20 protein-coding genes and 4 tRNA genes are annotated in these 22,577 nt (G+C 40.1%); 11 read left to right on the forward strand and 13 right to left on the reverse strand.

The window, feature by feature from the left end:
* Window positions 1-2: 2 nt before the first annotated feature.
* The 3 genes from iolG to C6H66_RS13520 all read right to left on the reverse strand — a co-directional run bounded on the left by iolG (window position 3) and on the right by C6H66_RS13520 (window position 4,816).
* Complete coding sequence (gene iolG / locus C6H66_RS13510; protein WP_046394387.1) at window positions 3-989, reverse strand: inositol 2-dehydrogenase; 987 nt, start codon at window positions 987-989, stop codon at window positions 3-5.
* Window positions 990-1,353: 364 nt separating this feature from the next.
* On the reverse strand, window positions 1,354-3,288 hold the full coding sequence (iolD, locus tag C6H66_RS13515) for a 3D-(3,5/4)-trihydroxycyclohexane-1,2-dione acylhydrolase (decyclizing) (protein ID WP_248000673.1): 1,935 nt from the start codon (window positions 3,286-3,288) through the stop codon (window positions 1,354-1,356).
* Window positions 3,289-3,304: 16 nt separating this feature from the next.
* The gene (locus tag C6H66_RS13520; RefSeq protein WP_105395855.1) at window positions 3,305-4,816 is read right to left on the reverse strand and encodes a CoA-acylating methylmalonate-semialdehyde dehydrogenase; all 1,512 of its coding nucleotides are present in this window, start codon (window positions 4,814-4,816) and stop codon (window positions 3,305-3,307) included.
* 303 nt (window positions 4,817-5,119) lie between these two features.
* Between C6H66_RS13520 and C6H66_RS13525 the strand changes: the two genes are divergently transcribed.
* From C6H66_RS13525 to C6H66_RS13550, 6 genes are all read left to right on the forward strand, one after another.
* On the forward strand, window positions 5,120-5,953 hold the full coding sequence (locus C6H66_RS13525) for a MurR/RpiR family transcriptional regulator (protein WP_105395856.1): 834 nt from the start codon (window positions 5,120-5,122) through the stop codon (window positions 5,951-5,953).
* A gap of 211 nt (window positions 5,954-6,164) precedes the next feature.
* Complete coding sequence (locus C6H66_RS13530) at window positions 6,165-6,521, forward strand: hypothetical protein (protein ID WP_046394391.1); 357 nt, start codon at window positions 6,165-6,167, stop codon at window positions 6,519-6,521.
* 144 nt (window positions 6,522-6,665) lie between these two features.
* The gene (locus C6H66_RS13535) at window positions 6,666-7,001 is read left to right on the forward strand and encodes a tRNA-binding protein (protein ID WP_046394392.1); all 336 of its coding nucleotides are present in this window, start codon (window positions 6,666-6,668) and stop codon (window positions 6,999-7,001) included.
* Window positions 7,002-7,057: 56 nt separating this feature from the next.
* The gene (locus C6H66_RS13540) at window positions 7,058-7,765 is read left to right on the forward strand and encodes a helix-turn-helix domain-containing protein (RefSeq protein WP_105395857.1); all 708 of its coding nucleotides are present in this window, start codon (window positions 7,058-7,060) and stop codon (window positions 7,763-7,765) included.
* 67 nt (window positions 7,766-7,832) lie between these two features.
* On the forward strand, window positions 7,833-8,120 hold the full coding sequence (locus tag C6H66_RS13545; RefSeq protein ID WP_046394394.1) for a type II toxin-antitoxin system RelE/ParE family toxin: 288 nt from the start codon (window positions 7,833-7,835) through the stop codon (window positions 8,118-8,120).
* A gap of 16 nt (window positions 8,121-8,136) precedes the next feature.
* Complete coding sequence (locus C6H66_RS13550; protein WP_046394395.1) at window positions 8,137-8,460, forward strand: HigA family addiction module antitoxin; 324 nt, start codon at window positions 8,137-8,139, stop codon at window positions 8,458-8,460.
* 65 nt (window positions 8,461-8,525) lie between these two features.
* Here the strand turns inward: C6H66_RS13550 and C6H66_RS13555 are convergent, their stop codons facing one another.
* Both C6H66_RS13555 and C6H66_RS13560 read right to left on the reverse strand, forming a co-directional pair.
* On the reverse strand, window positions 8,526-10,064 hold the full coding sequence (locus C6H66_RS13555; protein WP_105395858.1) for a peptide MFS transporter: 1,539 nt from the start codon (window positions 10,062-10,064) through the stop codon (window positions 8,526-8,528).
* A 604-nt stretch (window positions 10,065-10,668) separates the two neighbouring features.
* Window positions 10,669-11,610, reverse strand: a complete 942-nt coding sequence (locus C6H66_RS13560; protein WP_105395859.1) for a Kdo(2)-lipid IV(A) acyltransferase — start codon at window positions 11,608-11,610, stop codon at window positions 10,669-10,671.
* A 283-nt stretch (window positions 11,611-11,893) separates the two neighbouring features.
* Between C6H66_RS13560 and C6H66_RS13565 the strand changes: the two genes are divergently transcribed.
* Window positions 11,894-12,130, forward strand: a complete 237-nt coding sequence (locus C6H66_RS13565; RefSeq protein ID WP_046394398.1) for a DinI family protein — start codon at window positions 11,894-11,896, stop codon at window positions 12,128-12,130.
* A gap of 252 nt (window positions 12,131-12,382) precedes the next feature.
* Window positions 12,383-13,441, forward strand: a complete 1,059-nt coding sequence (gene trhO / locus C6H66_RS13570) for an oxygen-dependent tRNA uridine(34) hydroxylase TrhO (protein WP_040152358.1) — start codon at window positions 12,383-12,385, stop codon at window positions 13,439-13,441.
* A gap of 62 nt (window positions 13,442-13,503) precedes the next feature.
* Here the strand turns inward: trhO and C6H66_RS13575 are convergent, their stop codons facing one another.
* From C6H66_RS13575 to C6H66_RS13600, 6 genes are all read right to left on the reverse strand, one after another.
* Window positions 13,504-14,106, reverse strand: coding sequence for a response regulator transcription factor (locus C6H66_RS13575; protein ID WP_036775796.1), 603 nt, complete (start codon window positions 14,104-14,106; stop codon window positions 13,504-13,506).
* Window positions 14,107-14,309: 203 nt separating this feature from the next.
* A complete protein-coding gene (gene bssS, locus C6H66_RS13580; RefSeq protein ID WP_036775794.1) occupies window positions 14,310-14,564 on the reverse strand; it encodes a biofilm formation regulator BssS in 255 nt (84 codons plus the stop codon).
* 200 nt (window positions 14,565-14,764) lie between these two features.
* Window positions 14,765-15,817 (reverse strand): dihydroorotase, encoded by a 1,053-nt coding sequence (gene pyrC, locus C6H66_RS13585; RefSeq protein ID WP_046394399.1) that lies wholly within the window; start codon window positions 15,815-15,817, stop codon window positions 14,765-14,767.
* Window positions 15,818-16,036: 219 nt separating this feature from the next.
* A tRNA-Asn gene (locus C6H66_RS13590) sits at window positions 16,037-16,112 on the reverse strand.
* Window positions 16,113-16,371: 259 nt separating this feature from the next.
* Window positions 16,372-16,447: transfer RNA gene (locus tag C6H66_RS13595), tRNA-Asn, on the reverse strand.
* A 243-nt stretch (window positions 16,448-16,690) separates the two neighbouring features.
* A tRNA-Asn gene (locus C6H66_RS13600) sits at window positions 16,691-16,766 on the reverse strand.
* 696 nt (window positions 16,767-17,462) lie between these two features.
* On the opposite strand from C6H66_RS13600, the gene C6H66_RS13605 reads away from it, so the two are divergent.
* Window positions 17,463-18,539 carry a hypothetical protein gene (locus C6H66_RS13605; RefSeq protein WP_046396501.1) on the forward strand — a complete coding sequence of 359 codons (1,077 nt, stop codon included), beginning with the start codon at window positions 17,463-17,465 and terminating at the stop codon, window positions 18,537-18,539.
* A 138-nt stretch (window positions 18,540-18,677) separates the two neighbouring features.
* Here C6H66_RS13605 and C6H66_RS13610 read toward each other — a convergent pair.
* Window positions 18,678-18,753, reverse strand: a tRNA-Asn gene (locus tag C6H66_RS13610).
* Window positions 18,754-18,897: 144 nt separating this feature from the next.
* Window positions 18,898-19,404, reverse strand: a complete 507-nt coding sequence (locus C6H66_RS13615; RefSeq protein WP_046396339.1) for a YlaC family protein — start codon at window positions 19,402-19,404, stop codon at window positions 18,898-18,900.
* A 483-nt stretch (window positions 19,405-19,887) separates the two neighbouring features.
* On the opposite strand from C6H66_RS13615, the gene cspE reads away from it, so the two are divergent.
* Together cspE and C6H66_RS13625 are read left to right on the forward strand one after the other, a co-directional pair.
* The gene (gene cspE, locus C6H66_RS13620) at window positions 19,888-20,100 is read left to right on the forward strand and encodes a transcription antiterminator/RNA stability regulator CspE (RefSeq protein ID WP_010847246.1); all 213 of its coding nucleotides are present in this window, start codon (window positions 19,888-19,890) and stop codon (window positions 20,098-20,100) included.
* Window positions 20,101-20,552: 452 nt separating this feature from the next.
* Window positions 20,553-21,251, forward strand: coding sequence for an MgtC family protein (locus C6H66_RS13625; protein ID WP_046396340.1), 699 nt, complete (start codon window positions 20,553-20,555; stop codon window positions 21,249-21,251).
* The last annotated feature ends 1,326 nt before the right edge of the window (window positions 21,252-22,577 follow it).

Consider the following 22,577-nt stretch of genomic DNA (forward strand, 5'->3'; position numbering starts at 1 on the left):
TTTTATAATTTGATTTCTTTCCCTAATTGCAGAGATTCGAGAGCTTTATCTGCCAGATAAAGTGCTTGTTCGCCATCGGCGCCACTACATTCTGGCGTGGCGCGACCAGCCATGACATCGACAAAATGATCCCATTCAGCAATGTAGGCTTCCCGGTAACGTTGCAGGAAGAAATGCTCTGGCTTGGCTGTTAAACAACCGCTGTTTTCCCAGAGTTCAACACTGTTTTCTTTAATGTTGCCGGCGCTAAGCAGCCCTTTTTCACCATGTAATTCAATTCGTTGGTCATAGCCATACCCGGAACGACGGCTGTTGGTAATGGTTGCCATTGCCCCTGATGGGAATTTCATAACGATAAAGGCGGTATCGATATCACCCGCTTGCCCAATAGCTGGATCAACCAGGTTACTACCTTGGGCGTAGATCGAGCAGGGTTCCTCACCGATAATAAAACGTGCCATATCGAAGTCATGTATTGTCATATCCCGGAACATACCACCAGAAACTTTGACATATTCAGCAGAAGGAGGGGAGGGATCACGGGAAATAATCAGCAGAGACTCGGCTTTTCCTATCGCGCCGGCGTCAAATAGTGTTTTTACTCGGCGGAATTGCGGATCGTAACGACGGTTAAAGCCAACAAATAAGGGAACCTGATACTGTTTAACGGTTTCAAGGCAATGACGAACACGTTCAATATCAAGATGAACCGGTTTTTCACAGAAGATTTTTTTATGATGTTTTGCTGCGAGTTCGATCAGGTCTGCATGTGTATCTGTTGCCGAGGCGATAAGAACGCCATCTATTTTAGGGTCGGACATTGCCTGTTCAATAGTTTGTCTTTTTGTTTGATATTTCTGTACTAGAAGTTCAGCACTTTTCTGATGTGGATCGACAACGGAGTAAAGAGAAGTTTCTTTATGATGAGTGATATTCACTGCGTGTACTTGTCCAATTCGTCCGGCGCCAAATAATGCAATGTTGAACATGGATGCTCCTTGATACCTAGGTATCTGCTTATGAGATACTTTAAAATATATCAAATAAAACATTTATTTCAATTTATCAGTATTTGGAAATTATATTTTTGAGTGTGGCGTAGCATTTTGTTAATAACAATATTGAATTTGTGTTAATTAGATCACGTAAAGTAAGATTGATACTGGATGGAGTGGGAAATTTGTCCTTTAAAAACAAATTATAATATGCATTCGACTAAGTGATTACCGAGCTTAGCCATAGAGATTGAGGGGAAGAAAAAAGTAATTTATTTTTGGAATAAAAATTCCAAAAATAGCATTAAAAATGATTAAGGAAGGGAAAATGGCCTGCTATCTTACAGGCCATCACTTTTTAATATTGGCGTACTTTGGTTGCAACCATCTCCTTTATTTTCTTTGCGGCAGATTCTATAGCTGGATTTTTCGCTACTTGCGCTGTGCCTATTCGCCACCATGATTCATAATCATGCGTCATCGTTTTAGGCAGCACTTTGATATCTATGAGTACCGGTACGGTCTGTTTTTGGGCTTTCTGTAATGCGTCAAGCAGTTGTCGCTCATCGTGGACTCGGTAACTTTTGCAGCCGTAGCTTTCTGCATTTTTGGCGAAGTCGACTTTAATCAGTTTGCCATCCATGTTGCCGCTTTCTGGGTTCCGGTAACGATTTTCTGTTCCGAAACTGCCCATCCCTTGGCTCATTTGTAGATTATTGATACAGCCGAATCCCGCGTTATCAAACAGCAACACGATGATTTTGATATTTTCCTGTACTGCGGTTTGCAGCTCTGAATGAAGCATCATATAAGCGCCATCACCGACTATGGCATAAACCGGTTGGTTGGGGCAGGCTAGTTTAGCGCCAATAGCAGCGGCTATCTCATAGCCCATACAGGAATAGCCATACTCAAGATGATAGGTATCCGGTTGTTTGGATTGCCATAACCGTTGTAAATCGCCAGGAAGGGAGCCTGATGCACCAACAATAATCGCTTCTGGCTCAAGATATTTGTCTAATAATCCCAATACCCTGGTTTGTGGCAGGCGGGTTTGTAATGTCTGGCTGTACTCTTCCAATTTATCATCAAGATGGCCGGGAATTTCTGGTGTGAAATCTGCCTGATACTCAATGTCGAACAGACGATTTAACTCTTTTCTCCATCGTTCCCGCGCTTGATGAATTTCATCTTGATAACCACTGCGATAATGCAATTGAATAAGTTGTTCTGCAATAGCGTTTAACCCTGCTTTGGCGTCTGATACAACAGGGGTTGCATCCAGTTTACAGGCGTCGAATTCCGCTACGTTGATAGTGAGAAATTCAACTTCTGGATGTTGAAATAGCGATTTGGATGCCGTGGTGAAATCACTAAACCGGGTGCCAACGCCAATAATCAAATCGGCTTCTTTGGCGATCAGGTTTGCCGCAAGACAGCCTGTTGTGCCTAAACCGCCACAATTTAGGGGATGGTCGGCAATTACGGCGCTTTTACCTGCCTGTGTTTCAGCAAAAGGAATCTTGAAGTGTTCTGCGAACTGACGGAAAGCGTTATGTGCTTCTGAATAGCGCACCCCGCCACCGCAGATGAGCAAGGGTTTTTTCTTGCGGCTTATGAGCGCCACGGCATCGTTAATCATGGCGATGGAAGCAGGGCGGCGCTCAATGCGGTGAATTCGTTTTTGAAAGAAATAGTCAGGAAAATCCCAAATCTCGCCTTGAACATCTTGTGGCAAACAGATTGTGACGGCGCCGGTATCAGCGGGATCGGTTAGAACTCGCATCGCATTAATCATAGCGCTCATTAGCTGTTCTGGTCTGGAGATACGATCCCAATAACGAGAAATCGGGCGGAAACAGTCATTGGTGCTGATAGTATAGTCATGGAACTGTTCAACCTGTTGTAAGACTGGATCAGGTTGGCGGCAGGCAAAGAGATCTCCGGGTAATAACAGCAGAGGAATGCGATTAGCTGTGGCAGTTGCCGCGGCGGTTACCATATTGGCGGAGCCAGGGCCAACAGATGACGTTACGGCAAAAATCTGTTTGCGTTTTTTCTGCTTAGCAAAACCTGTGGCGATATGGGCCATACCTTGCTCATTGCATCCTTGGTAAACGGTTAAGTGACCGGGATCTTGCTCCAGCGCTTGCCCTAATCCAACCACATTGCCGTGACCAAAAATGGTAAAGATTCCTCTGATAAATGGATATTGTTCTCCGTCTGCTTCCACATATTGCTGGTTCAAGAACTTCACCAATGCTTGAGCCGTTGTCATTGTTGATTTGCTCATATTACAGAACTCCATTTTATTCCATTGTTGGTATCACAAAACTGCTGGAATGATGTTCTAACCTGATACTTGCTGGCCAGCGGCTGGTAACGGTTTTCATGCGGGTGTAGAAGCGAACGCCATCATTACCGTGAACGTTAAGCGGACCAAAAATTGAGCGTTTCCAGCCACCGAAGCTGTGGAAGGCCATTGGTACCGGAATGGGGATATTGACGCCTACCATACCTGCTTGTACATCTTCGCTAAACTGGCGAGCAGTTTCTCCGTCGCGGGTGAATATCGCGGTACCATTACCATATTGATGGACATTAATTAATGTTAATGCGGTGGCATAATCGGGTACACGGACAATTGATAGAACGGGGCCGAAGATCTCTTCTTGATAGATTTTCATCTCTGGCGTGACGTTATCAAACAGCGTCGGGCCAATAAAATAGCCATTTTCATAACCCGAAACCTTGAGTTGACGGCCATCAATTAACAGACTAGCCCCCTGTTTTTCGCCACTATCGATGTAATCACAGATTTTAGCTTGGTGTTGGGCGGAGATAACGGGTCCCATATCGTTTTCTTTCGTTGCGACAATACCGGGACCGACAGACATTTTGCTGATCTGTTGACGTAATTTTTCAATTAATGCATCTGCCGTTTCATCCCCAACCGCCAATACAACAGACAGTGCCATGCAACGTTCGCCGGCTGCGCCAAAAGCCGCACCTGTAATAGCATTGCTGGCCATATCAAGGTCGGCATCTGGCATCAGAATACAGTGATTTTTTGCACCACCCAGAGCCTGACAGCGTTTCCCGTGAGCTGAGGCGGTAGTGTAGATATATTCAGCGACAGGAGTCGAGCCAACAAAGCTGACAGCTTGTACACGTGGATCTGTTAGTAGTACATCAACGGCTTCTTTATCGCCGTTGACAACATTAAATACGCCATCGGGTAAACCGGATTGTTTAAGTAGTATTGCTAATTCAATCGCGAGAGAAGGATCTTTTTCTGAAGGCTTCAATACGAAAGTATTCCCTGTCGCTAATGCGATAGGAAACATCCACATAGGAACCATTGCCGGGAAGTTGAAGGGGGTAATGCCGGCACAAACGCCTAAAGGCTGCATTAATGAATGGCTGTCTATACCTGTTCCGGTATTAGCTGAATGTTCACCTTTTTGTAGATGAGGAATGCCACAGGCAAATTCAACCACTTCCAGACCGCGAGTTAATTCACCGAGGGCATCTGAATAGATTTTTCCATGTTCTTCTGAAATCAATCGCGCCAGTTTGTCGATATTGGTTTCCAGCAATGCCTTGAACTGGAACATGACACGAGCACGCTTGAGAGGTGAAACTTTAGACCATTCACTGTAAGCCTGATGAGCGGCTTCAATTGCTTGTTCAACTTCATGAGCTGTACTTAATGTTACCTGGCGTATCTGTTTTCCCGTCGCTGGATTAAAAACCGGATAAAAGCGGGTGCTATGACTAGGAGTGAGTTGCCCATTAACATAATTCTGTACTTGTTCCATTCTGAGCCTCTTTTGCGGATTTGATGTTAGTACTGAATCAGAAACTTTGATAATAGGTATATGAAATATTTATTTTGTTTTCAATATGATTTGGAATAAAAGGCAATTAGTGTGATCGGAGTAAAGTTTTTATGAATTACCGATAATTAGGTGATTAATTAGATGTTAATCAATATAGTGATAATAATAAATCATTACAATGAATGGATTATGTATTTCATTTTTAACTATAAAAATGAAATATGATTCAGCTTACACTGTAAAACGATTACAATTGCCGACGATAAATTTTATGGGGGATTTATGTCTGTCGCATCGAATCTGAATGAATTTCAAGAACAAGTCCGTTCACGCTATAGTGAATTGAGTAAACGCCTGCAACAAGTAGCTCGATATGTGCTGGATAATACCAATAGTGTCGCTTTTGATACTGTTGCTGTGATTGCCAAAGAAGCTGATGTTCCTCCATCAACATTAATTCGTTTCGCTAATGCGTTTGATTTCAGTGGTTTTAATGAAATGAAACAGCTATTCCGTATGCATATGGTGGAAGAAACCGCCAGTTATGCAGACCGGGCCAGGTTATTTAGGGCGTTGGATGGCGAACAGGAGCCACCGGAAGACCCTCAACATATTTTGCAGGAATTTGCTCGTTCAAATGTGCAGGCTATGCAACAGCTAGCTGCCAGGACGGCCCCTGAAGATTTAAGGAATGCCGTAGACTTATTGGCTCAAGCTAAGAATATTTACATTATTGGACTGCGCCGTTCTTTTAGTGTGGCGGCTTATCTTTCTTATGCATTGAACCACTTGGAATGTCGCCCTTTACTCGTGGATGGTTTGGGAGGAATGTTCAGGGAGCAGATTAATTTAATTGGGGAAAAAGATGTTGTCGTTTCAATCAGTTTTACCCCTTATGCAGAAGAAACCCTGATGGTCAGTGAACGGGCGGCGAAAGCCGGGGCAAAACAGATTGTGATTACCGATAGCCAGATTAGCCCGCTTGCCAGTTTTAGTGATGTTTGTTTTGTGGTTAAAGAAGCACAGGTGGATGCATTCCGTTCTCAGTCTGCTACGTTGTGTTTAGTGCAATCTTTGGCGGTAGCTCTGGCTTATCGGCAAGGAAAATCGATTTAATTGTCTTGTACTTCTGGATTAATTTTATTAATGACTCATAGCCCGCATGTTTTGGCGGGTTAATTTTTACCGGGCTGGTGGAAGCTCAATTTTAATAAAATATAAACCTGATATGGATAATCCGCTTGTTGTGCCTAAATATTATTGATTCCTATTGGCAATAATTATTTAATGGTTGTGCGAAGTTATGGTTTTGAAGAGGGACAATAGGATGATTAAAGGATCGCGTTACATTTTTGCTGTTTTATCTGCAATTTCTTTCCAGGTATTTGCCTCAAATTTTGATTACAAAAGTGATATTCCGGTTGATAATAAGCCATCTGAGGAGTATTTAAAAAAACGGGAAAATCTTAAATCCGGGTATTGGGATGTGAATGAACTCATTGCAGATAATCAAGCGGCGGAGAAACGGGAACTGGCAAGGCAGTTACGAGAAGATGAATCTAATCGGAAGAGTCGAGAGTTTAATGATCGTGTCAATGAGAAAATCCGTCAGGATATTGAACGTGCTGCGCGTGTTAAAGAGAATAACGGTATGACCAGAGATAACTTTTTTGATCGGGAATAACCGTGACTTAAAGCAACTCGATAGTGAAGTGAATGACCTGTCGGAAAAAATAGGCAGTTTGTCGACAATTATTGACGCTCTTTCGAAAGAATTTTCTCCAATAGCATGTGAATATAATCACTTCGCACTAAAGGAGAAGAATATATGGAACAAATCGAGTGGGCTGACTTTGAGAAAGTCGATATGCGGATTGGCACAATTATTTCAGTAGAATTGAATCCTAAAGCCAGCAAACCTGCCTATAAATTACAAATTGATCTTGGCGAGTTGGGCGTTAAAAGCTCGAGCGCCCAGATAACTGTGCATTACATACCTGAACAATTAATTGGTCGTCAGGTGCTTTGTGTATGCAATTTTCCACCAAAACGGATTGCTGGTGTTAAATCAGAGGTGTTGTTAACCGGCAGTATGGATGAAAATGGTGCGGTGGTGATCGCAGAATTTACTCTTCCTGTCCCGAATGGTCATAAATTATTGTAAACCACGCTATTTTGTTGTCGAATAAATGGAGTGTATTTTAATCAGCGACAATAAATATGGCTGTTCAATTACCTTCATTACATTTACGCCAGTATTCTGCTGAAACAATTAGCCATAGCCACCAAGGGTTATGGCAGTTCGTTTTTGGCTATAACGGACAACTTGAGTTAAACGTAGAAGGACAACAAAGTACCGTTAGTTTTGGAAATGTTGTTATGATCCCACCGGATGCGAAACACAGCTTTTTCGCTAGTGGTGAAAATCAGCAATTGGTGCTGGAGTTGCCTTCGGCACTGTTTAATCAATTACATAGTGATTCTTTCTGGCAACCCTTACCTGATTCTGCCCTTGCTCTTATTAAGTGGTTGCATGATTACCCTCAGCCACCCGCTAATCACGCTGATGCTGCCCGTTTGCTGCTTGCTCAACTACCACAAGTAGGCTCGTCTTCAACGTTGATAGTCAAACTGCATCAGGGGCTTGTTGGGCGTCTGCATGAGAAAGTGACGGTGATGGATATGGCTGATATTTGCGCAGTATCTGCCAGTACCTTGCGTCGTAAACTTTTTATGGCGACAGGGATGAGTCCAATGGCTTATTTAAAAATGTGCCGAATGGAATTTGCCTACAATCTGTTGGCTTACAGTGATAGGACTCTGGCTGACATTGCTTTTCTGTCTGGTTATGCCTCCCAGTCAGCTTTTACCTTTGCATTTAGTCAACATTATGGTTGTACTCCAGCCAGGTTGCGTAAAGCCAAATGATATTTTCAGCATTTTATGACTTGATGCACAATATGATTGTGCGTAATATACAAACAACGAGGATGTTATGGCTGTTGAATTCAAGGATAGATGGCTAGAAAGATTTTACGAACAGGATTTACCGCACAAATGCATACCTGCATCTTTACAGCGTGCGTTATACAGAAAACTACAAATTCTGGATGCATCGGTTAAAGAAGCTGATTTAAGAATCCCTCCGGGAAACCATTTTGAACATTTAAATGGTTATTTAAGGGGATGGTGCTCAATAAGAGTAAACAGGCAATACAGGCTTATTTTTCAATGGATTGATGGTATTGCAGTTGATACATATCTGGATCCTCATAACTATTAAACTGAGGGAAATAATAATGAGAAATACAAAACGTCGCCCTGCGACAGTGGGTGAAATATTGGTGAGTGAGTTTCTGGCGCCTTTGAATATTGAAATTAATATGCTTGCGGAAGCTATGGGTGTTCACCGTAATACATTAAGCAGGATTGTGCATGATAAAGGTTCGCTGACCGTTCCTATGGCGATCAAATTGGCAGCGGCTTTGGGGAACACCGCAGAGTTTTGGCTGAATATTCAGCATGCCGTTGAACTATGGGATGTGCGTAATCATGCATATCAAGCGGAGTCATTGAATGTGAAACAGATAGTTAAGCCATCAATCATAACGGCAGTGCATTGATGGATTTGTTGTTAAGGGCATAAAGCCATCTGAATCATAAGATGGCTTTATGCTGATTATCGATATTATTGAGCTTTTGCTTCTGATTTATCAGCATTGTTAAGCAAGCGACGAATAGGGACAACTAACATCATCAATACGACTGCGCAAATAACTAGAGCCAAAGATACACGGGAGAACAGATCAGGCAGGCTGTCCAGTCGATCCGCGCGTACATGCCCGCCGATCAGGCCAGCAGCCAGATTACCCAGTGCACTTGCGCAGAACCACAAGCCCATTACCTGACCGCGCATTCGGGATGGGGCCAGTATCGTCATCGTTGCGAGCCCAATTGGGCTAAGGCACAGTTCACCGAGTGTCAGCAACAGAATACTTGCGACCAGCCAGAGTGGAGAAACAGTTTCACCTGTTGCTAATACATTCTGGGCCGCTAGGATCATCAAACCAAAACCACCGGCACCGAACAGAATACCAATAATGAATTTACTGATACTGCTTGGGTTAATATTACTTTTGGCCAACGCAGGCCAGAGCCAACTGAATATGGGGGCCAGTAGGACAATGAATAGTGCGTTGATTGATTGGAACCATACTGTTGGGATCTCAAATCCCATCATTAAGCGGTTAGTATAATCATTGGCAAACAGGTTAAATGAGGTTGGTTTTTGCTCGAATGCAGACCAAAAGAAGGCAGCGGATACTAACAGAATAAAACAAACTAACAGACGGGAACGGTCACTACCACTTAAACCAGCAAACAGGAACAGATAGATAAAGTAAAGTGTTACACAGGATGAGATGACATAGACCATCGTGCTGGCCACGGCCACTGGATTAAATGGAATAATACCGAGGGCAAGTAGGGCAATGATCGCCATCATAGAGAGAATAGCGGTAAAAACCCATTTGCCGACATTTTTACGTTTGACTGTAGGGCGATCCCAGTTTGAATCCAATCCACCCTCTTTGTCGTAACGGCGCATCAGGGGAACCGCGTAGAAGCGGAATATCAGTAGGGCAACTAGCATTCCTAGCCCACCAATACCAAAACCCCAATGCCAGCCATAGTCTTGAATTAATAATCCGGTAATTAATGGAGAGATAAAGGAACCGAGATTAATCCCCATGTAGAATAGGGAAAATCCCCCATCACGGCGTGGATCATCTTTTTTATACAGTGTGCCGACCATCACGGTGATACAGGTTTTAAACAGCCCTGTTCCTAATACGATCAGTAGTAAACCGATAAAAAACAGGTGATGACTCGAGAAAGCGGAAAGAGCGATAGACAGGTGCCCTAGTGCAATAATGATTGAGCCATACCAGACTGCTTGACGTTGACCCAACCAGTTATCCGCCAGCCAACCACCGGGCAGTGCGGTCAGATAAACACTACCTGCGAAGATACCGACAATAGCCGCGGCCTGTTCACGGGGAATACCCATACCACCATCATAGATGGTTGCAGCCATGAACAAGATCAGCAGTGGCCGAATGCCGTAGTAAGAGAAACGTTCCCACATTTCTGTGAAGAACAAAGAACTTAATGGGTAAGGATGCCCAAAAAAAGTTCTGGTTTTTGTATTGTTAATGGAGGATTGCATCTAAGTTTTCCTATAAGACTACACTCCAAGAGTGCGGTGTGTGTGACAAATAAAGCTTTTAAAAAGCTCTTTCAAATTTAGGTTTAGAGTAGACAAAAAAGCCACGTTTTTATTAAATGATGTCATGTCTTGTTAATATATTTTTAACATATTTTCCGGTCAATTTTATTAACAAGTAGGATATCTCTTACTTATATTCCACTTTTCAGAGTAAAATCTGACATAAATCTCATTTCTCATAATTGATAGGTTAAAATGAGGATGAAGCCTATTGACTTACTTCTATTTATATTCAATGTATTTTTATGGGAAAAATATTTTAAAATAATAAATTAAGTAATAACTATAATATATAAGACATCTTTTTAAGGGCTAGATATTAACGGTAATAGTGAAATGTAGGAAAAGTAAAGTGATTTGATTGTCAACTTAGTATTTATTCGGAAATATTAGATTACTCCTTATTTTTTATATAAAAATTAGAAATAAATTAAATTAAAAAGTATAACCTCAGCGTTGAAATGAGATAGTCAATTATTGGGTTGTATGGTATGAGAAAGCGATTATGGCTGCTTCTTGGGTGAAGAAGCAGCCGTTAATGAATTTAATGGACTTTATCAGCTTGCCCGTATAGAGAAGGCATACCCTTGGGTCGGGTTTTAAAACGACGATGTAACCACATGTATTGATCAGGTGCTTGTAAAATTTCCTGTTCTACGACTTTGTTCATGAAAGCAGCCGCTTTTACTTCATCGTCTTTTGGAAATCCTGCTACTGCTGGTTGAATAATCAATTCATAACCTTTTCCGTCAGGCAGACGACGGGGGGTAAATGGGATCATTGCCGGATCAGCGAGACGTACAAGTATTGAAGTGCCGGTGGTTGTTGCAGCATGTTCAACAGCAAATAACGGTGCAAATACACTTTTTCGCGGGCCGTAATCATGATCGGGAGCGTACCAGACAATTTCGCCGTTTTTTAGGCAGCGGATCATGCCCTTGACATCTTTTCTATCCAACATGTATTTGTTGGAGCGCAGTCGTCCCCATGTTTGTAACCAATCCATAACCGGATTATCGTTCGGGCGGTAGACGCCAATGCCTGGATTGAGCAAACCGAGAATACGGGCGCCGAGTTCTAACGTCAGGAAGTGGATACCAATAACAATAATTCCTTGCCCGGTAGTTTGAATTTTCTGAATATTTTCTCGCCCAGTCACTTTAAACCAGCGTTCTATCCGCCAGTCAGGCCAAAACCAGGCCATACCCGTTTCAAATATTCCCATTCCGACGGATTCGAAGTTTTTTATTAATAGTGCGTCGCGTTTCTCCTGTGACATATCAGGAAAACATAGCTCAAGATTTCTTTCGGCAACTTTGGCTCGTTTTTTCAGAAAGCGCATAGAAAACCTGCCCAGACGAGTGCCTATCCAGTAAATAACGGGATAGGGGAGCAGAACCAGTAAGTAAAGCAGACAGATACCAAACCAGGTAGGCCAATAACGGGGATGAAGTAGTGAACGTTGAAAAGAAGGTGCTTGTATCATGGATTCTCGGGTTTTTATAGTTCCAATAAGATGGAAAAAATAGTTCCTCTATTGTGACATTTTTTAACGGGATATCGAAGTTTTCAAATGTGAAATGTTTATGATCTCAATTTTAGTCGATGGTGGTATGCTTATTTATTATCCCGTTTTGCCATTGGTGGAAGAATGGTAGTTCATAATTTACTGATAAATAAAAATTAAAATAGTTTTACAGAGCTATTTACAATTCATGTAGATAATACTACTGTTTATATGAACAGTGTTGTTTGTGGAGGGAAAAATTATGCATGTAGAAGTCACTATCGATAAATCTAAAAAACTGCCAAAAGGTGCTGTCCCTGCGCTTGCAGAAGAACTGGATAAGCGTCTTAGACGTCGATGGCCTGATATTAAAACCAATGTAAAGCTGGCAAGTCATGATGGGCTATCTGTTCGTGGCGGCAATCCTGATGACAGGAAAGCCGTTGAAGAGATTCTACAGGAGACATGGGAAAGCGCTGATGATTGGTTCCAGCCCTGATAAGGATTAAGTTACTGCCAGTTAAACCTGCGGGTTGTCGGCTGTTTGACTTATCTATCCTATTACTTGTGTGCAAAGGGCTGCATGCTCGACTAATGGGAGGGGCGCCTCCCGTTTTACCACTGATTTCCTATCGCTGCGTTACAAATGACTACTCGTTGAAAATCATTTTCGTTATCATATTACGCTTGATAGCGGAGGCTATCACTTATACATCCCTATTTTATGACTTGAAATTCAGGAAAGTACACCATGCCAGTGTTACACAACCGCATTTCTAATAGAGAGCTGAAAGCACGTATGTTGGCGGAGACCCAGCCTCGTACTACCATCTCTTTTTACAAATATTTTAATATCTTAGATCCTCTGGCTTTTCGTAACAGCTTGTATCAACAATTTACCGACCTCTCAGTATTTGGCCGGGTTTATATTGCGAAAGAAGGGATCAATGCTCAGATAAGTCTGCCAACTCATAATTTGGAAGCATTCAAGGCGTTATTGTATAGCGTTGATCCTGCATTGAATAATTTGAGGCTGAATATTGCTCTGGATGATGATGGGAAATCTTTCTGGGTTCTGCGTATGAAAGTACGTGACCGAGTAGTGGCTGATGGGATTGAAGATGAAACTTTTGATCCATCAAGAACCGGCGAGTACCTTAAAGCAGAGCAGGTCAACCAGATGCTGGATAATCCTGATACGCTATTTGTCGATATGCGCAATCACTATGAATATGAAGTCGGGCATTTTGAAAATGCAATTGAAATTCCTTCTGATACGTTCCGTGAACAACTGCCAATGGCGGTGGAAATGTTGCAGGATAATAAGGATAAAAATATTGTAATGTACTGCACCGGTGGTATTCGTTGTGAAAAAGCCAGTGCTTATATGTTGCACAATGGCTTTAAAAACGTCTATCACGTAGAGGGCGGTATTATCGAATATGCCCGTAAAGCGAGGGAACAGGGATTACCGGTACGTTTTATTGGTAAAAACTTTGTCTTTGATGAGCGGATGGGAGAGCGTATTTCAGATGAGGTGATTGCTCATTGCCATCAATGTGGTGCGTCTTGCGATAGTCATACTAATTGTAAGAATGAAGGGTGCCACTTGTTATTTATTCAGTGCCAAGAGTGTGCGACTAAATTTGAAGGCTGTTGTAGCGAAGCGTGCAGAGAAGAAATAAGGTTACCGGAAACCGAACAGCGTTCTCGCCGTGCCGGTCGTGAAAATGGAGCTAAAATATTTAATAAATCCCGGCATCGCCTACAGGATGGATTGAGCAGTACTTCAATACAGTCTGTTGAATAATGTGATTAATCGCTGGCACAGAGAGCAATGTGCCAGCTTATTCGATTTAGTTAAAGGAGACTTTAATAGAGATATTTAAATACATTGTAAATAAAGCAGAGTTCAATTCTATTACGCACATTCATCTTTTCAGTAATGTGTCTTTTATGGGAATAGACTGTGCTACTACTGATCTTTAACTTTTGTGATATCTTGTAATTAGGCGTTTCTTTCATCCAGTAATCGATAACTTTATGCTCTTGAGGACTGAAGATAGAGCAACATTGGTCGACTGTCGCTTTATGTCTCTGAATTTCCTGCAATGTAGTTTTGCTAATTTTATTAAGCAGATAGGTAAGATTTTTCTTTGCCAGAATAAAAGCATTATCCTTCAATGCAATATGATTGTCACAATAAGGATAAGCGCTATTAAGGTATATATATATACGCGTGTTATCTATAAGAGTAATAAATTTCTGTAAATCGGAACAGTAACTGGCATGATGGCAATAGTGTGTCAAATTAGCCAGAACGATATCAGGAGAAAAATGAGTTACAATATCTATAGCCTCGTTGATTGAAGGCGAGTCAACGATTTCAAGATTTTCAGCATTATCGCTCTGCTTTAAAAATTCGCTGATACCTGAACGGGTATAATAGCACTCTTCAACAACTAAGATTTTCATTATTGTACATCCCTGTTCCTGTTTGGCCAAACTCACAATAAACGCCCCATATATTAGTAGTCAACTCGGCAATTGTGATGGTTAAGTTAACTTAATCCGAAATTATTATATAGTGATATGGTATTCCAGACAAAATCTTTGAGATGAATTGATGTGTCTCCTAGCCGGACACCCATTTATACGGGTGTCCGGGTTTAAGATTATTAATGTTTCGTATGGTTTAGATCGCTGTATTCTGAAGATTCGATCTTTTCAATTCCTGCCTGGAGGATGTATATCAATTGCTTTGCAATGTCAGTTGTCAACCATAAGGTGCGATCTACCATGACATGTTCTGGTGTTTGATCTTGGGAGGACAAATAGTGAAGGCGTAGCATCATTGCATCATATGTATCAACGGTACTCACATCCCAACCTACAACAGGATGCGTTTGAATAACCTCATCTTTACTGCCCATAAAACCTCCTAATCAGATCACTGCATTATTTATTAATATCATTGACTAAGAGCAAACTACCTCATTCTCGAATGAGTCATTAGTTAGTATATGCTTTTTAATGAAAGTAAGAAGGTTTTTTGTTAGGAATTATGAGTCAATTTGTTGGTGCATTGATAACTATGTAAATTAATGGGGATAATGACTATCCCCATGTTATATCAATCTACTACTTTCACATCCCAACGGGCATCTTCGCCAGCTAAAAATGGAATAAGTCTTTCATTGTTGCAATCGATGTGTTCAATGATGGGAAAAGGTTTGCGAGTCAGTTCGATAAAGCCTTCATTGACAGGCAGCCCGTAAAATTTAGGGCCATTAAGTGAACAGAAGGCTTCAAAATGCTGTAATGCATTTATCTCTTCAAACACGGTTGCATAAGCAGGTAACGCTGATGGTGCGTTAAAAACGCCGGCACAACCACAGGAGGATTCCTTTCTATGTTGTGCATGTGGTGCCGAGTCTGTGCCCAGGAAGAAGCGATCACAGCCACTGGCGACGGCTGCCCGTAAAGCCTCTTGGTGCACATTACGTTTCAGCACAGGCAGACAGTACAGGTGTGGACGAATCCCGCCAACCAGCATATGGTTGCGATTGAACATGAGATGTTGTGGAGTTAATGTCGCTGCCAGATTGTCATCGCTTTCCAGCACATATTGTGCAGCTTCTTTGGTCGTTATGTGCTCAAACACAACTTTCAGTGCTGGGAACTGGTTACGTAGAGGCTCCATAACTTGTTCAATAAAACGGGCTTCTCGATCAAAAATATCAATATGAGCAGCAGTAACCTCACCGTGAACGAGCAGAGGCATCCCCAGTTTTTCCATCACTGCTAATAGTGGATAAATATTCTTTATATCAGAGACACCGTGACTTGAATTGGTTGTGGCATTGGCAGGGTAGAGCTTACAGGCGGTAAAAATGCCTTCTTTATAACCTATTTCTATCTGAGAACTTTCAGTAGTGTCAGTAAGATAACAGGTCATAAGAGGTTGGAAGTTATGTCCTTCGGGAATGGCTGCCAATATTCTATCCCTATAGGCTTTGGCACTGACCACTTCTGTAATCGGCGAAAGTAGATTAGGCATGACGATAGCTCGGCCAAAGTAATGACTGGTATAGGGAACGACAGTTTTTAGCATTTCACCATCGCGGAAATGAATGTGCCAGTCATCAGGGCGGCGGATTTTTATTGTGTATGATTCAGTGGTCATGAAAAACCGGCTCCAGTATATATGATAGGAACGAAAGATGCTGAGTTCAGCATATTCAGGCCGGGAATGGATGATAAAGCTAAAATGGTCGAATAGCTATTAATGAATATAATTTTTAGCAAAATTACCAGCTAAATCAATTAGGTTAGGGTAATCAGAGGTGGATTTTCTTATAACAAAGGGAAAAATAAAATATGAGGGTAAAAAAAGAAATGAATTTGGCTCCTCCAACTGGACTCGAACCAGTGACATACGGATTAACAGTCCGCCGTTCTACCGACTGAACTATGGAGGAACTCCTTCACAACGAGGCGTATATTAGTGATATGTTTCAGCTTTGTCAAAGTAGAAAATAATAAAAATAGTTTGTTTGCTGTCAAAATACACTTTTTGTTGTGTTTTTATGCTAATCAACTGATGATTGATGGAATTTTATTCTGAAAGCGTGAGTTGAATAGAATTATTTTGCTTATGTTGTGAGTAAATAGTAGTGGAGAATTAAGTAGAGAGGTCAGAATAGCAAAAATCCCGCATTAAGCGGGATTCTCATAATTTGGCTCCCCCAACTGGACTTGAACCAGTGACATACGGATTAACAGTCCGCCGTTCTACCGACTGAACTATGGAGGAACTCCTTAAGAACGGGGTGCATATTAACGGTATGTTTTTGCTTTGTCAAAGCAGAAAATAACAAAAATGGTTTGTTTGCTGACAAACTAAACTTATTGATCTGTTTTTATGCCGAATAGGGGGTATTTGCTGGAGATGTATGCTATAGGAAGCAGGTTGATCAGAATTATTATATTATGCTGTAAGCAAATAGTGGAATTTAGGAGTGCAAAAAGCCCGCACTAGGCGGGCTTCTTATGAATTTGGCTCCTCCAACTGGACTCGAACCAGTGACATACGGATTAACAGTCCGCCGTTCTACCGACTGAACTATGGAGGAATTGTCCTTGACAACGAGGCGAATAATATCTGGGTATTTTGGGCTTGTCAAAGGGGAAAAGTGAAAATTGAGTTTGATTGGTTAACCGGTGTTCAAGGTGATATTTTTTAGTCGATTGAATTTTTCAGTTCAAGAAGTATGAGAATTAACTGATGTTTGTCTATGATAATTATATGGTGAAAATATCATCTATATTTTCTATTTATAAAATAATTAGTCATGAGCATTGAAAATATAATCAAATATATATCAGATAATTTTATTTTTGGGTTATTTATGGTTTTTTTATATTTAATGGTAATTTTCCTATTTTATCTGTTTTAACAGATCGCTTATTGTATTTTGATATTTATTATCGGATTTTATCGTTTATACTTATTAACTGAAAAAGTAATTTGTTATCTAAGCTCTGATTTGGCAATCATAATTTAATCCACGCCAGATCGAATATTAAAGGGTTTGCCATTGATAATGAAATTTCATTTACTTCTAGTGCACTAAAATATTATCAATTTAATAATATATTTGTATGTACATATAAATGAAATGAATAAAAACTATTTCAGAAAACATCTTAAATTAAATAGTTGGTGAGGAGGTGAAATTAGTTTTAAATATAAAATAAGCAAATAATATTCTCCCCGAAAAGAGTGGCTAATTTTCTGGTGATTTATATAAAACAGATGAGGAAAAGTCATGAAGTTTTTAATTAATACTGATGTCGCTAACTGGGTTTCACATAAAGATTGGTTTAACGTTCCATTGCGATTATATGTCGTTCTACAGGATGATGATGGTTCTGTACCATTAGATACTTACAAAAGTAAAATTGTAGTGAATGGTTTGAATGAGGGCGAATATGAAGTTGTAAGTAGCGATAACGCATTCAATCCTGTTAGTAGAGCATTTGAAATATTAGTAAAAATTAAAACAGATCAGAAGGTTAACGCTACAATTGGTTTTGAGGCTGAAGTCACGGATGCGAGTGGTGGTGTGGTAGCGAAAGCGGTTCTGAATCGATTTAAATTGAAATCAGTAGGATTGGCTGCACCTGTATATCCAGCGTATTATGATAATGTCATTAGTGGTGATGATATAAAAGCAGGAGTTAAAGTACTTTTCACTGATTCCAATATATTAGATAAACATGAATTGAAATTTGTTTTTGATAATAACAATGTTGAAGTTGTTCCTGGTGTACAAAATAGTGGTGATATTCGTAGTTTGCCTGTAAAAAATGCTCTCCTTACTGAAGGTAAGCATGATAGCCTTTATTATACTGTTAGTGAAAGCGGTACTGCTAGATTTTCGGCTGTTCAACGTGTACTTGTAGAACTTGATGAAGGTTCTGAGACGGTTCAGATCCATCGCGATTTGGAAGTACCTTACATTGAAGAGTATGATGAAAGTAGGGGCCGACCAATTGGTGAAAGTATTATTGAGTATGACATCAATATTTCGGTTAGCGATGTTAAACTTAAAGACAAGCAATTGAAAAAAGGTACAGTACATATAAGAGGATATTCTGCTGACGATCGGGATGCAGGGCAGTTGGTATTAAAGATAGATTCTTTACAAAGTGGTGAAGATAATGTTTTCAAATTGGCTGTAATTAATCCTGAAAAAAATGCCGATAGTCAACCGGGTGGAATTGATTTCTTTAATTATATAGGTAATGGCCTAGTGAAAATTCATTACGAAATATCATTTGTTGGTGAAGCGAATATATTGCATAAATCTAAAGAGAAAACTTACAAGGTAGTTTTGGACTAACTGGCTTGGTGCTCACGAATGTGTGGCTGTTTATATAGAAAAAAGCCCAATCCACATTGGGCTTTTTGCATGTTAACTACTTTTTCTAGCTATTTCATGCACACTAGAGATCCTCTTTAGCATCTCTAGACTTGAATTTGGCTCCTCCAACTGGACTTGAACCAGTGACATACGGATTAACAGTCCGCCGTTCTACCGACTGAACTATGGAGGAATCGTTCTTGGGAACGGGGCGAATACTAGCGATCAATGGAAACATTGTCAACGCAAAAAAGCGTACTATTTTGTTATTTGTTTGTCATATGAGCGTATTGCCTTATAACTGTACTATTTTACTGAAATTGAGTACTTTTGTTCATTATCGACTACCCATGATCGGTAACGATGTTGTTATATGTGATTGTTCAGGAAATGCTATGATATAAACATCATAAAAATGAATTTCACCTTTCATTTGTATAATACGTTTGATTTCATCTTTTATTGCTAATGCAACATGGGGATGGGAACAAAGCTCTTTGATTGCGCAATCTGAGATTTTTTCGCTGACGAACCATTCGCCATTGTAACATACTCGTAGATCAAGTACGCCGATATCATCAAACCGATACACTGGTTTGATTTCGAATAATAAAATCGCTGACATAATAATGAATAGTACAGTAAAGGCTAGCAGTGAAAGTGAACTAAAATATGGGGAGTACCAAATAAGTGCCGCGAGAAGCAGGTAGGATACAAGCATAGCCAGGCAAAGGTAAGGATGGTTACTGATAAACTGGCTGTTAAAACGAGGTTTACCACCACGTTGTTCTTCAATGTTGATTCGTTCAAGATCCTGAACCAGTATCTGTTTAATGATATTCATATATTGACCTGATTAAGCAAAGGAAAAGAGAAATATTTTCATAACTATTTGTCTTTAAGGTTAGCATGGGGTAGGTAATCTTACGTAGATCAGTTGTCTTATTTTAATCTGCCAACTGTTATTGACTGAGATTAACATTAATGCTTTCATTAAGATAATGGTTGAATAAATCAAAAAAATTTATAACGAGTAACTCTAATTGTTAAATTGTTGTTCTAATAGTGAGCATAAATATTTTTTTTAAAAAACCAATGCATAAAAAGGTTGCTATTCCTTTTCTATCATGAGTTAATGCAGCCGGCCTGATAAACAGACCTACTTTATGTACGACATCTTGAGTTAATGAGTTATGTGTAAGTGTTATCCTCAGATAGCCTTTGTTGACGCGTTTCCTTCTTAGTGCCTCCATAAGTAATAGCTGATATAACTGGCCAATACATGCCCAATGGTGGCAAAATTTTTTTGATATATAGGAAAGTCACAATGTCTGACAAAATGAAAGGTCAAGTGAAGTGGTTCAACGAGTCTAAAGGCTTCGGTTTCATCACCCCAGCTGACGGTAGCAAAGACGTATTCGTTCACTTCTCTGCCATTCAGGGTAACGGTTTCAAAACTTTGGCAGAAGGCCAGAACGTAGAATTCACCATTGAAAATGGTGCTAAAGGTCCAGCAGCAGCAAACGTAACAGCTATCTGATTGCTTGGATGATTTTTTAAGCCTGTCGCTACTTTCTATAGCGGTGGGCTTTTTGTTGGTTAGAGTCATATCTTTCTTTACTTATTAATTACTCCTGATTATACTTCGTGCAAATTTTATTGGAGAGATAACCATTGGACAGTCAAAGTTTTCAGTTAAATAGACAATAAAACGGCAAGCTGTTTATCCCTTCTGATTTGCTGCTTGCCAAATAAAGCGGGCAGTGCTACTCAAAATATCTGAGCTGTACTTACTCAAAAAATAGCGTTATCTGGTACTTAGTTAAGTAACCAAGATAGTATATTGGGTTTTTATTATGCTGTTATATATTTACGCTTTGTTACCTCCTGGTATGGACAGAAAATAGGGCTGAATTAAACATTCAGCATACATTTCTGTGTGCAAAATAAATGCACATGATTATTTATCCATTTGGTTGTATGGAGAATGTCATGTTAATAACTCCTTTTGTCTTTCATTTATTATCGGCTATGTGTTTTGGTGCATTAATTGGTGCTGAACGCCAATGGCGCCAACGTATGGCCGGTTTAAGAACTAATGCATTAGTTGCGACTGGTGCAGCAGTTTTTATCCTCAGTTCAATAACAACTTCACCCGATAGTGCCGGTCGTATTGCTGCGCAAGTTGTTTCAGGCATTGGTTTCCTTGGTGCTGGCGTCATTATGCGGGAAGGCATGAATATTCGTGGATTAAATACCGCAGCAACCCTATGGTGCTCGGCTGGAATTGGTGTGCTGTGTGGTCTTGGGCAATATTGGCTAGCCGCGATAGCAACCGCGATTATTCTTTGTGCAAATATATTGTTACGTGAAGCAGCACAACGTATTAATTTACAGCCCAGGCAGCAAGCCATTGATCCGGTACAGTGTTATAAAATTCACGTAGTGTGTGACAGTGATGACGAAATTCTGGTCAGAACTTTAGTATTACAGGCTCTCAATGGCGTAGCTGTGAGGTTACAATCACTGAGTTTCGCTGATAGGGTCCAACCCGGAAAATTTGAAGTGCGTGCTGAAGTGCTAGCAACACTGGCTGAGCAAAAAGAGATAGAAGCCATTGTTTGTCGCATAAGTCTGGAAAAGAGCGTTAGCTCAATAAACTGGAAAATTGCTTCTGAACCACCGATCTGAAAATCTTTTGCATAAAACAGAAATCACTAGTTCGGTAAAGAATCACCATTGACGAATGGTGGTTCGTCATAAGAAACAAACAAAGCGTTGCCTATGGTGTGTTTTCCCGGTTAGGCAACGTGTAATTAAGAAACCATTTAGCGCTATTTTTACGAATAATTAAGGTGAATATTTCGCCTGTGATACTTTTATTTATATGCTGGTGATTTTGGAAAGGATAAATTACAAACAAAACTGTTCAGATTGTGATTAGAACGGTGGTGACAGTACTGCATTGTGTAGTTTTGTCGATCCTAGTCAAATTAGTTACTATTGTTACAATTAAATTTATCGTTGACTGTAGATTTCAGATTGCGTTTGGTCGTAAGCCAAGTTGATTACAAACTTGCTTTATACCAGTAATAGTTTTGGATGATATTGTTAGTTAATGGCTGTACTAAGTAAAAGTCGTTCGATGCGGTATTTTTAGCCTTGGTTACTGTTGCTGGATTGATTGTTAACATTGTTATCCTTGTGCCAGAATTTAGTTGTGATAAACCTGATATAGGTATCATTCGTGGGTACAGAAAAATTGATGAGTTGATATTTAATTTGGTTTGCCATCAGTTGCTCGTTACTGCTCAGAATTTTCAGTGAAAATATCAATTATTTTCAAAGACTAAGTAGAAGAAATGATCTAAGTTTGTTCTTATATAAGAGTAAAATAGATAATAATTCTGCTTGATGAAGAATGTCGTGAAAAAATAATGGAAGCAGCCAATGGTTACCATCAGACAAGATTTTAGGGCATTAATTTAACAGTTCGATATTTATCCGATAACAAAGTAAAAACGCTGGTCATCTTTATGGTGATAAAAGAGTGATGATATTACAGGAGTTACTAACTTTCCCTGAGCCAGTAGAGAGGAGTGTAGTCCCTGTTATTTCTGTATTAAGAGACAGTGGAGCTGTAGCAAGAGTTCTTACCAAGGGTAACACTATTATTAGTGTCAGGATTTGTCGTGATGTAGGGTTAGAATTCAAAGTTATTTTAGCATTCTAACAAACAGAGCTGATGGCTACTGAAATCTTGAGAAATGAAATCAAATTGATATTTAAATTGCGCATCGTAAAAATCTTGTGTTGCAAACGAACGGGTATACGGTTGGTTTCTTGATGATAACATTAATAGTGCTATGGTATTGAGATCCGCTGATGTAGGAGTTTTTGTTAGCAAAGGTGCAGATAGTGCAAAAAAAGTGATAGATATTACCAGCCTTGATAAGAACTTAAGGGGGTTAAATGAGGGGTAGTTAAGAGAAGAGAGCGAGAGGGAGTATTATCAAG

The organism is Photorhabdus hindustanensis (assembly GCF_002968995.1).
GTDB classification, from domain to species: domain Bacteria; phylum Pseudomonadota; class Gammaproteobacteria; order Enterobacterales; family Enterobacteriaceae; genus Photorhabdus; species Photorhabdus akhurstii.

Coding starts and splice junctions, on each gene's coding strand:
- iolG (WP_046394387.1), bottom strand. CDS start 989: ATGTTCAACATTGCATTATTTGGCGCCGGACGAATTGGACAAGTACAC.
- C6H66_RS13560 (WP_105395859.1), bottom strand. CDS start 11,610: ATGATACAAGCACCTTCTTTTCAACGTTCACTACTTCATCCCCGTTAT.
- bssS (WP_036775794.1), bottom strand. CDS start 14,564: ATGGGCAGTAAAGATGAGGTTATTCAAACGCATCCTGTTGTAGGTTGG.
- C6H66_RS13615 (WP_046396339.1), bottom strand. CDS start 19,404: ATGAATATCATTAAACAGATACTGGTTCAGGATCTTGAACGAATCAAC.
- cspE (WP_010847246.1), top strand. CDS start 19,888: ATGTCTGACAAAATGAAAGGTCAAGTGAAGTGGTTCAACGAGTCTAAA.
- C6H66_RS13525 (WP_105395856.1), top strand. CDS start 5,120: ATGTCTGTCGCATCGAATCTGAATGAATTTCAAGAACAAGTCCGTTCA.
- C6H66_RS13605 (WP_046396501.1), top strand. CDS start 17,463: ATGAAGTTTTTAATTAATACTGATGTCGCTAACTGGGTTTCACATAAA.
- trhO (WP_040152358.1), top strand. CDS start 12,383: ATGCCAGTGTTACACAACCGCATTTCTAATAGAGAGCTGAAAGCACGT.
- C6H66_RS13545 (WP_046394394.1), top strand. CDS start 7,833: ATGGCTGTTGAATTCAAGGATAGATGGCTAGAAAGATTTTACGAACAG.
- C6H66_RS13530 (WP_046394391.1), top strand. CDS start 6,165: ATGATTAAAGGATCGCGTTACATTTTTGCTGTTTTATCTGCAATTTCT.
- C6H66_RS13575 (WP_036775796.1), bottom strand. CDS start 14,106: ATGAAAATCTTAGTTGTTGAAGAGTGCTATTATACCCGTTCAGGTATC.
- C6H66_RS13565 (WP_046394398.1), top strand. CDS start 11,894: ATGCATGTAGAAGTCACTATCGATAAATCTAAAAAACTGCCAAAAGGT.
- iolD (WP_248000673.1), bottom strand. CDS start 3,288: ATGAGCAAATCAACAATGACAACGGCTCAAGCATTGGTGAAGTTCTTG.
- C6H66_RS13540 (WP_105395857.1), top strand. CDS start 7,058: ATGGCTGTTCAATTACCTTCATTACATTTACGCCAGTATTCTGCTGAA.
- C6H66_RS13535 (WP_046394392.1), top strand. CDS start 6,666: ATGGAACAAATCGAGTGGGCTGACTTTGAGAAAGTCGATATGCGGATT.
- C6H66_RS13550 (WP_046394395.1), top strand. CDS start 8,137: ATGAGAAATACAAAACGTCGCCCTGCGACAGTGGGTGAAATATTGGTG.
- C6H66_RS13555 (WP_105395858.1), bottom strand. CDS start 10,064: ATGCAATCCTCCATTAACAATACAAAAACCAGAACTTTTTTTGGGCAT.
- C6H66_RS13625 (WP_046396340.1), top strand. CDS start 20,553: ATGTTAATAACTCCTTTTGTCTTTCATTTATTATCGGCTATGTGTTTT.
- pyrC (WP_046394399.1), bottom strand. CDS start 15,817: ATGACCACTGAATCATACACAATAAAAATCCGCCGCCCTGATGACTGG.
- C6H66_RS13520 (WP_105395855.1), bottom strand. CDS start 4,816: ATGGAACAAGTACAGAATTATGTTAATGGGCAACTCACTCCTAGTCAT.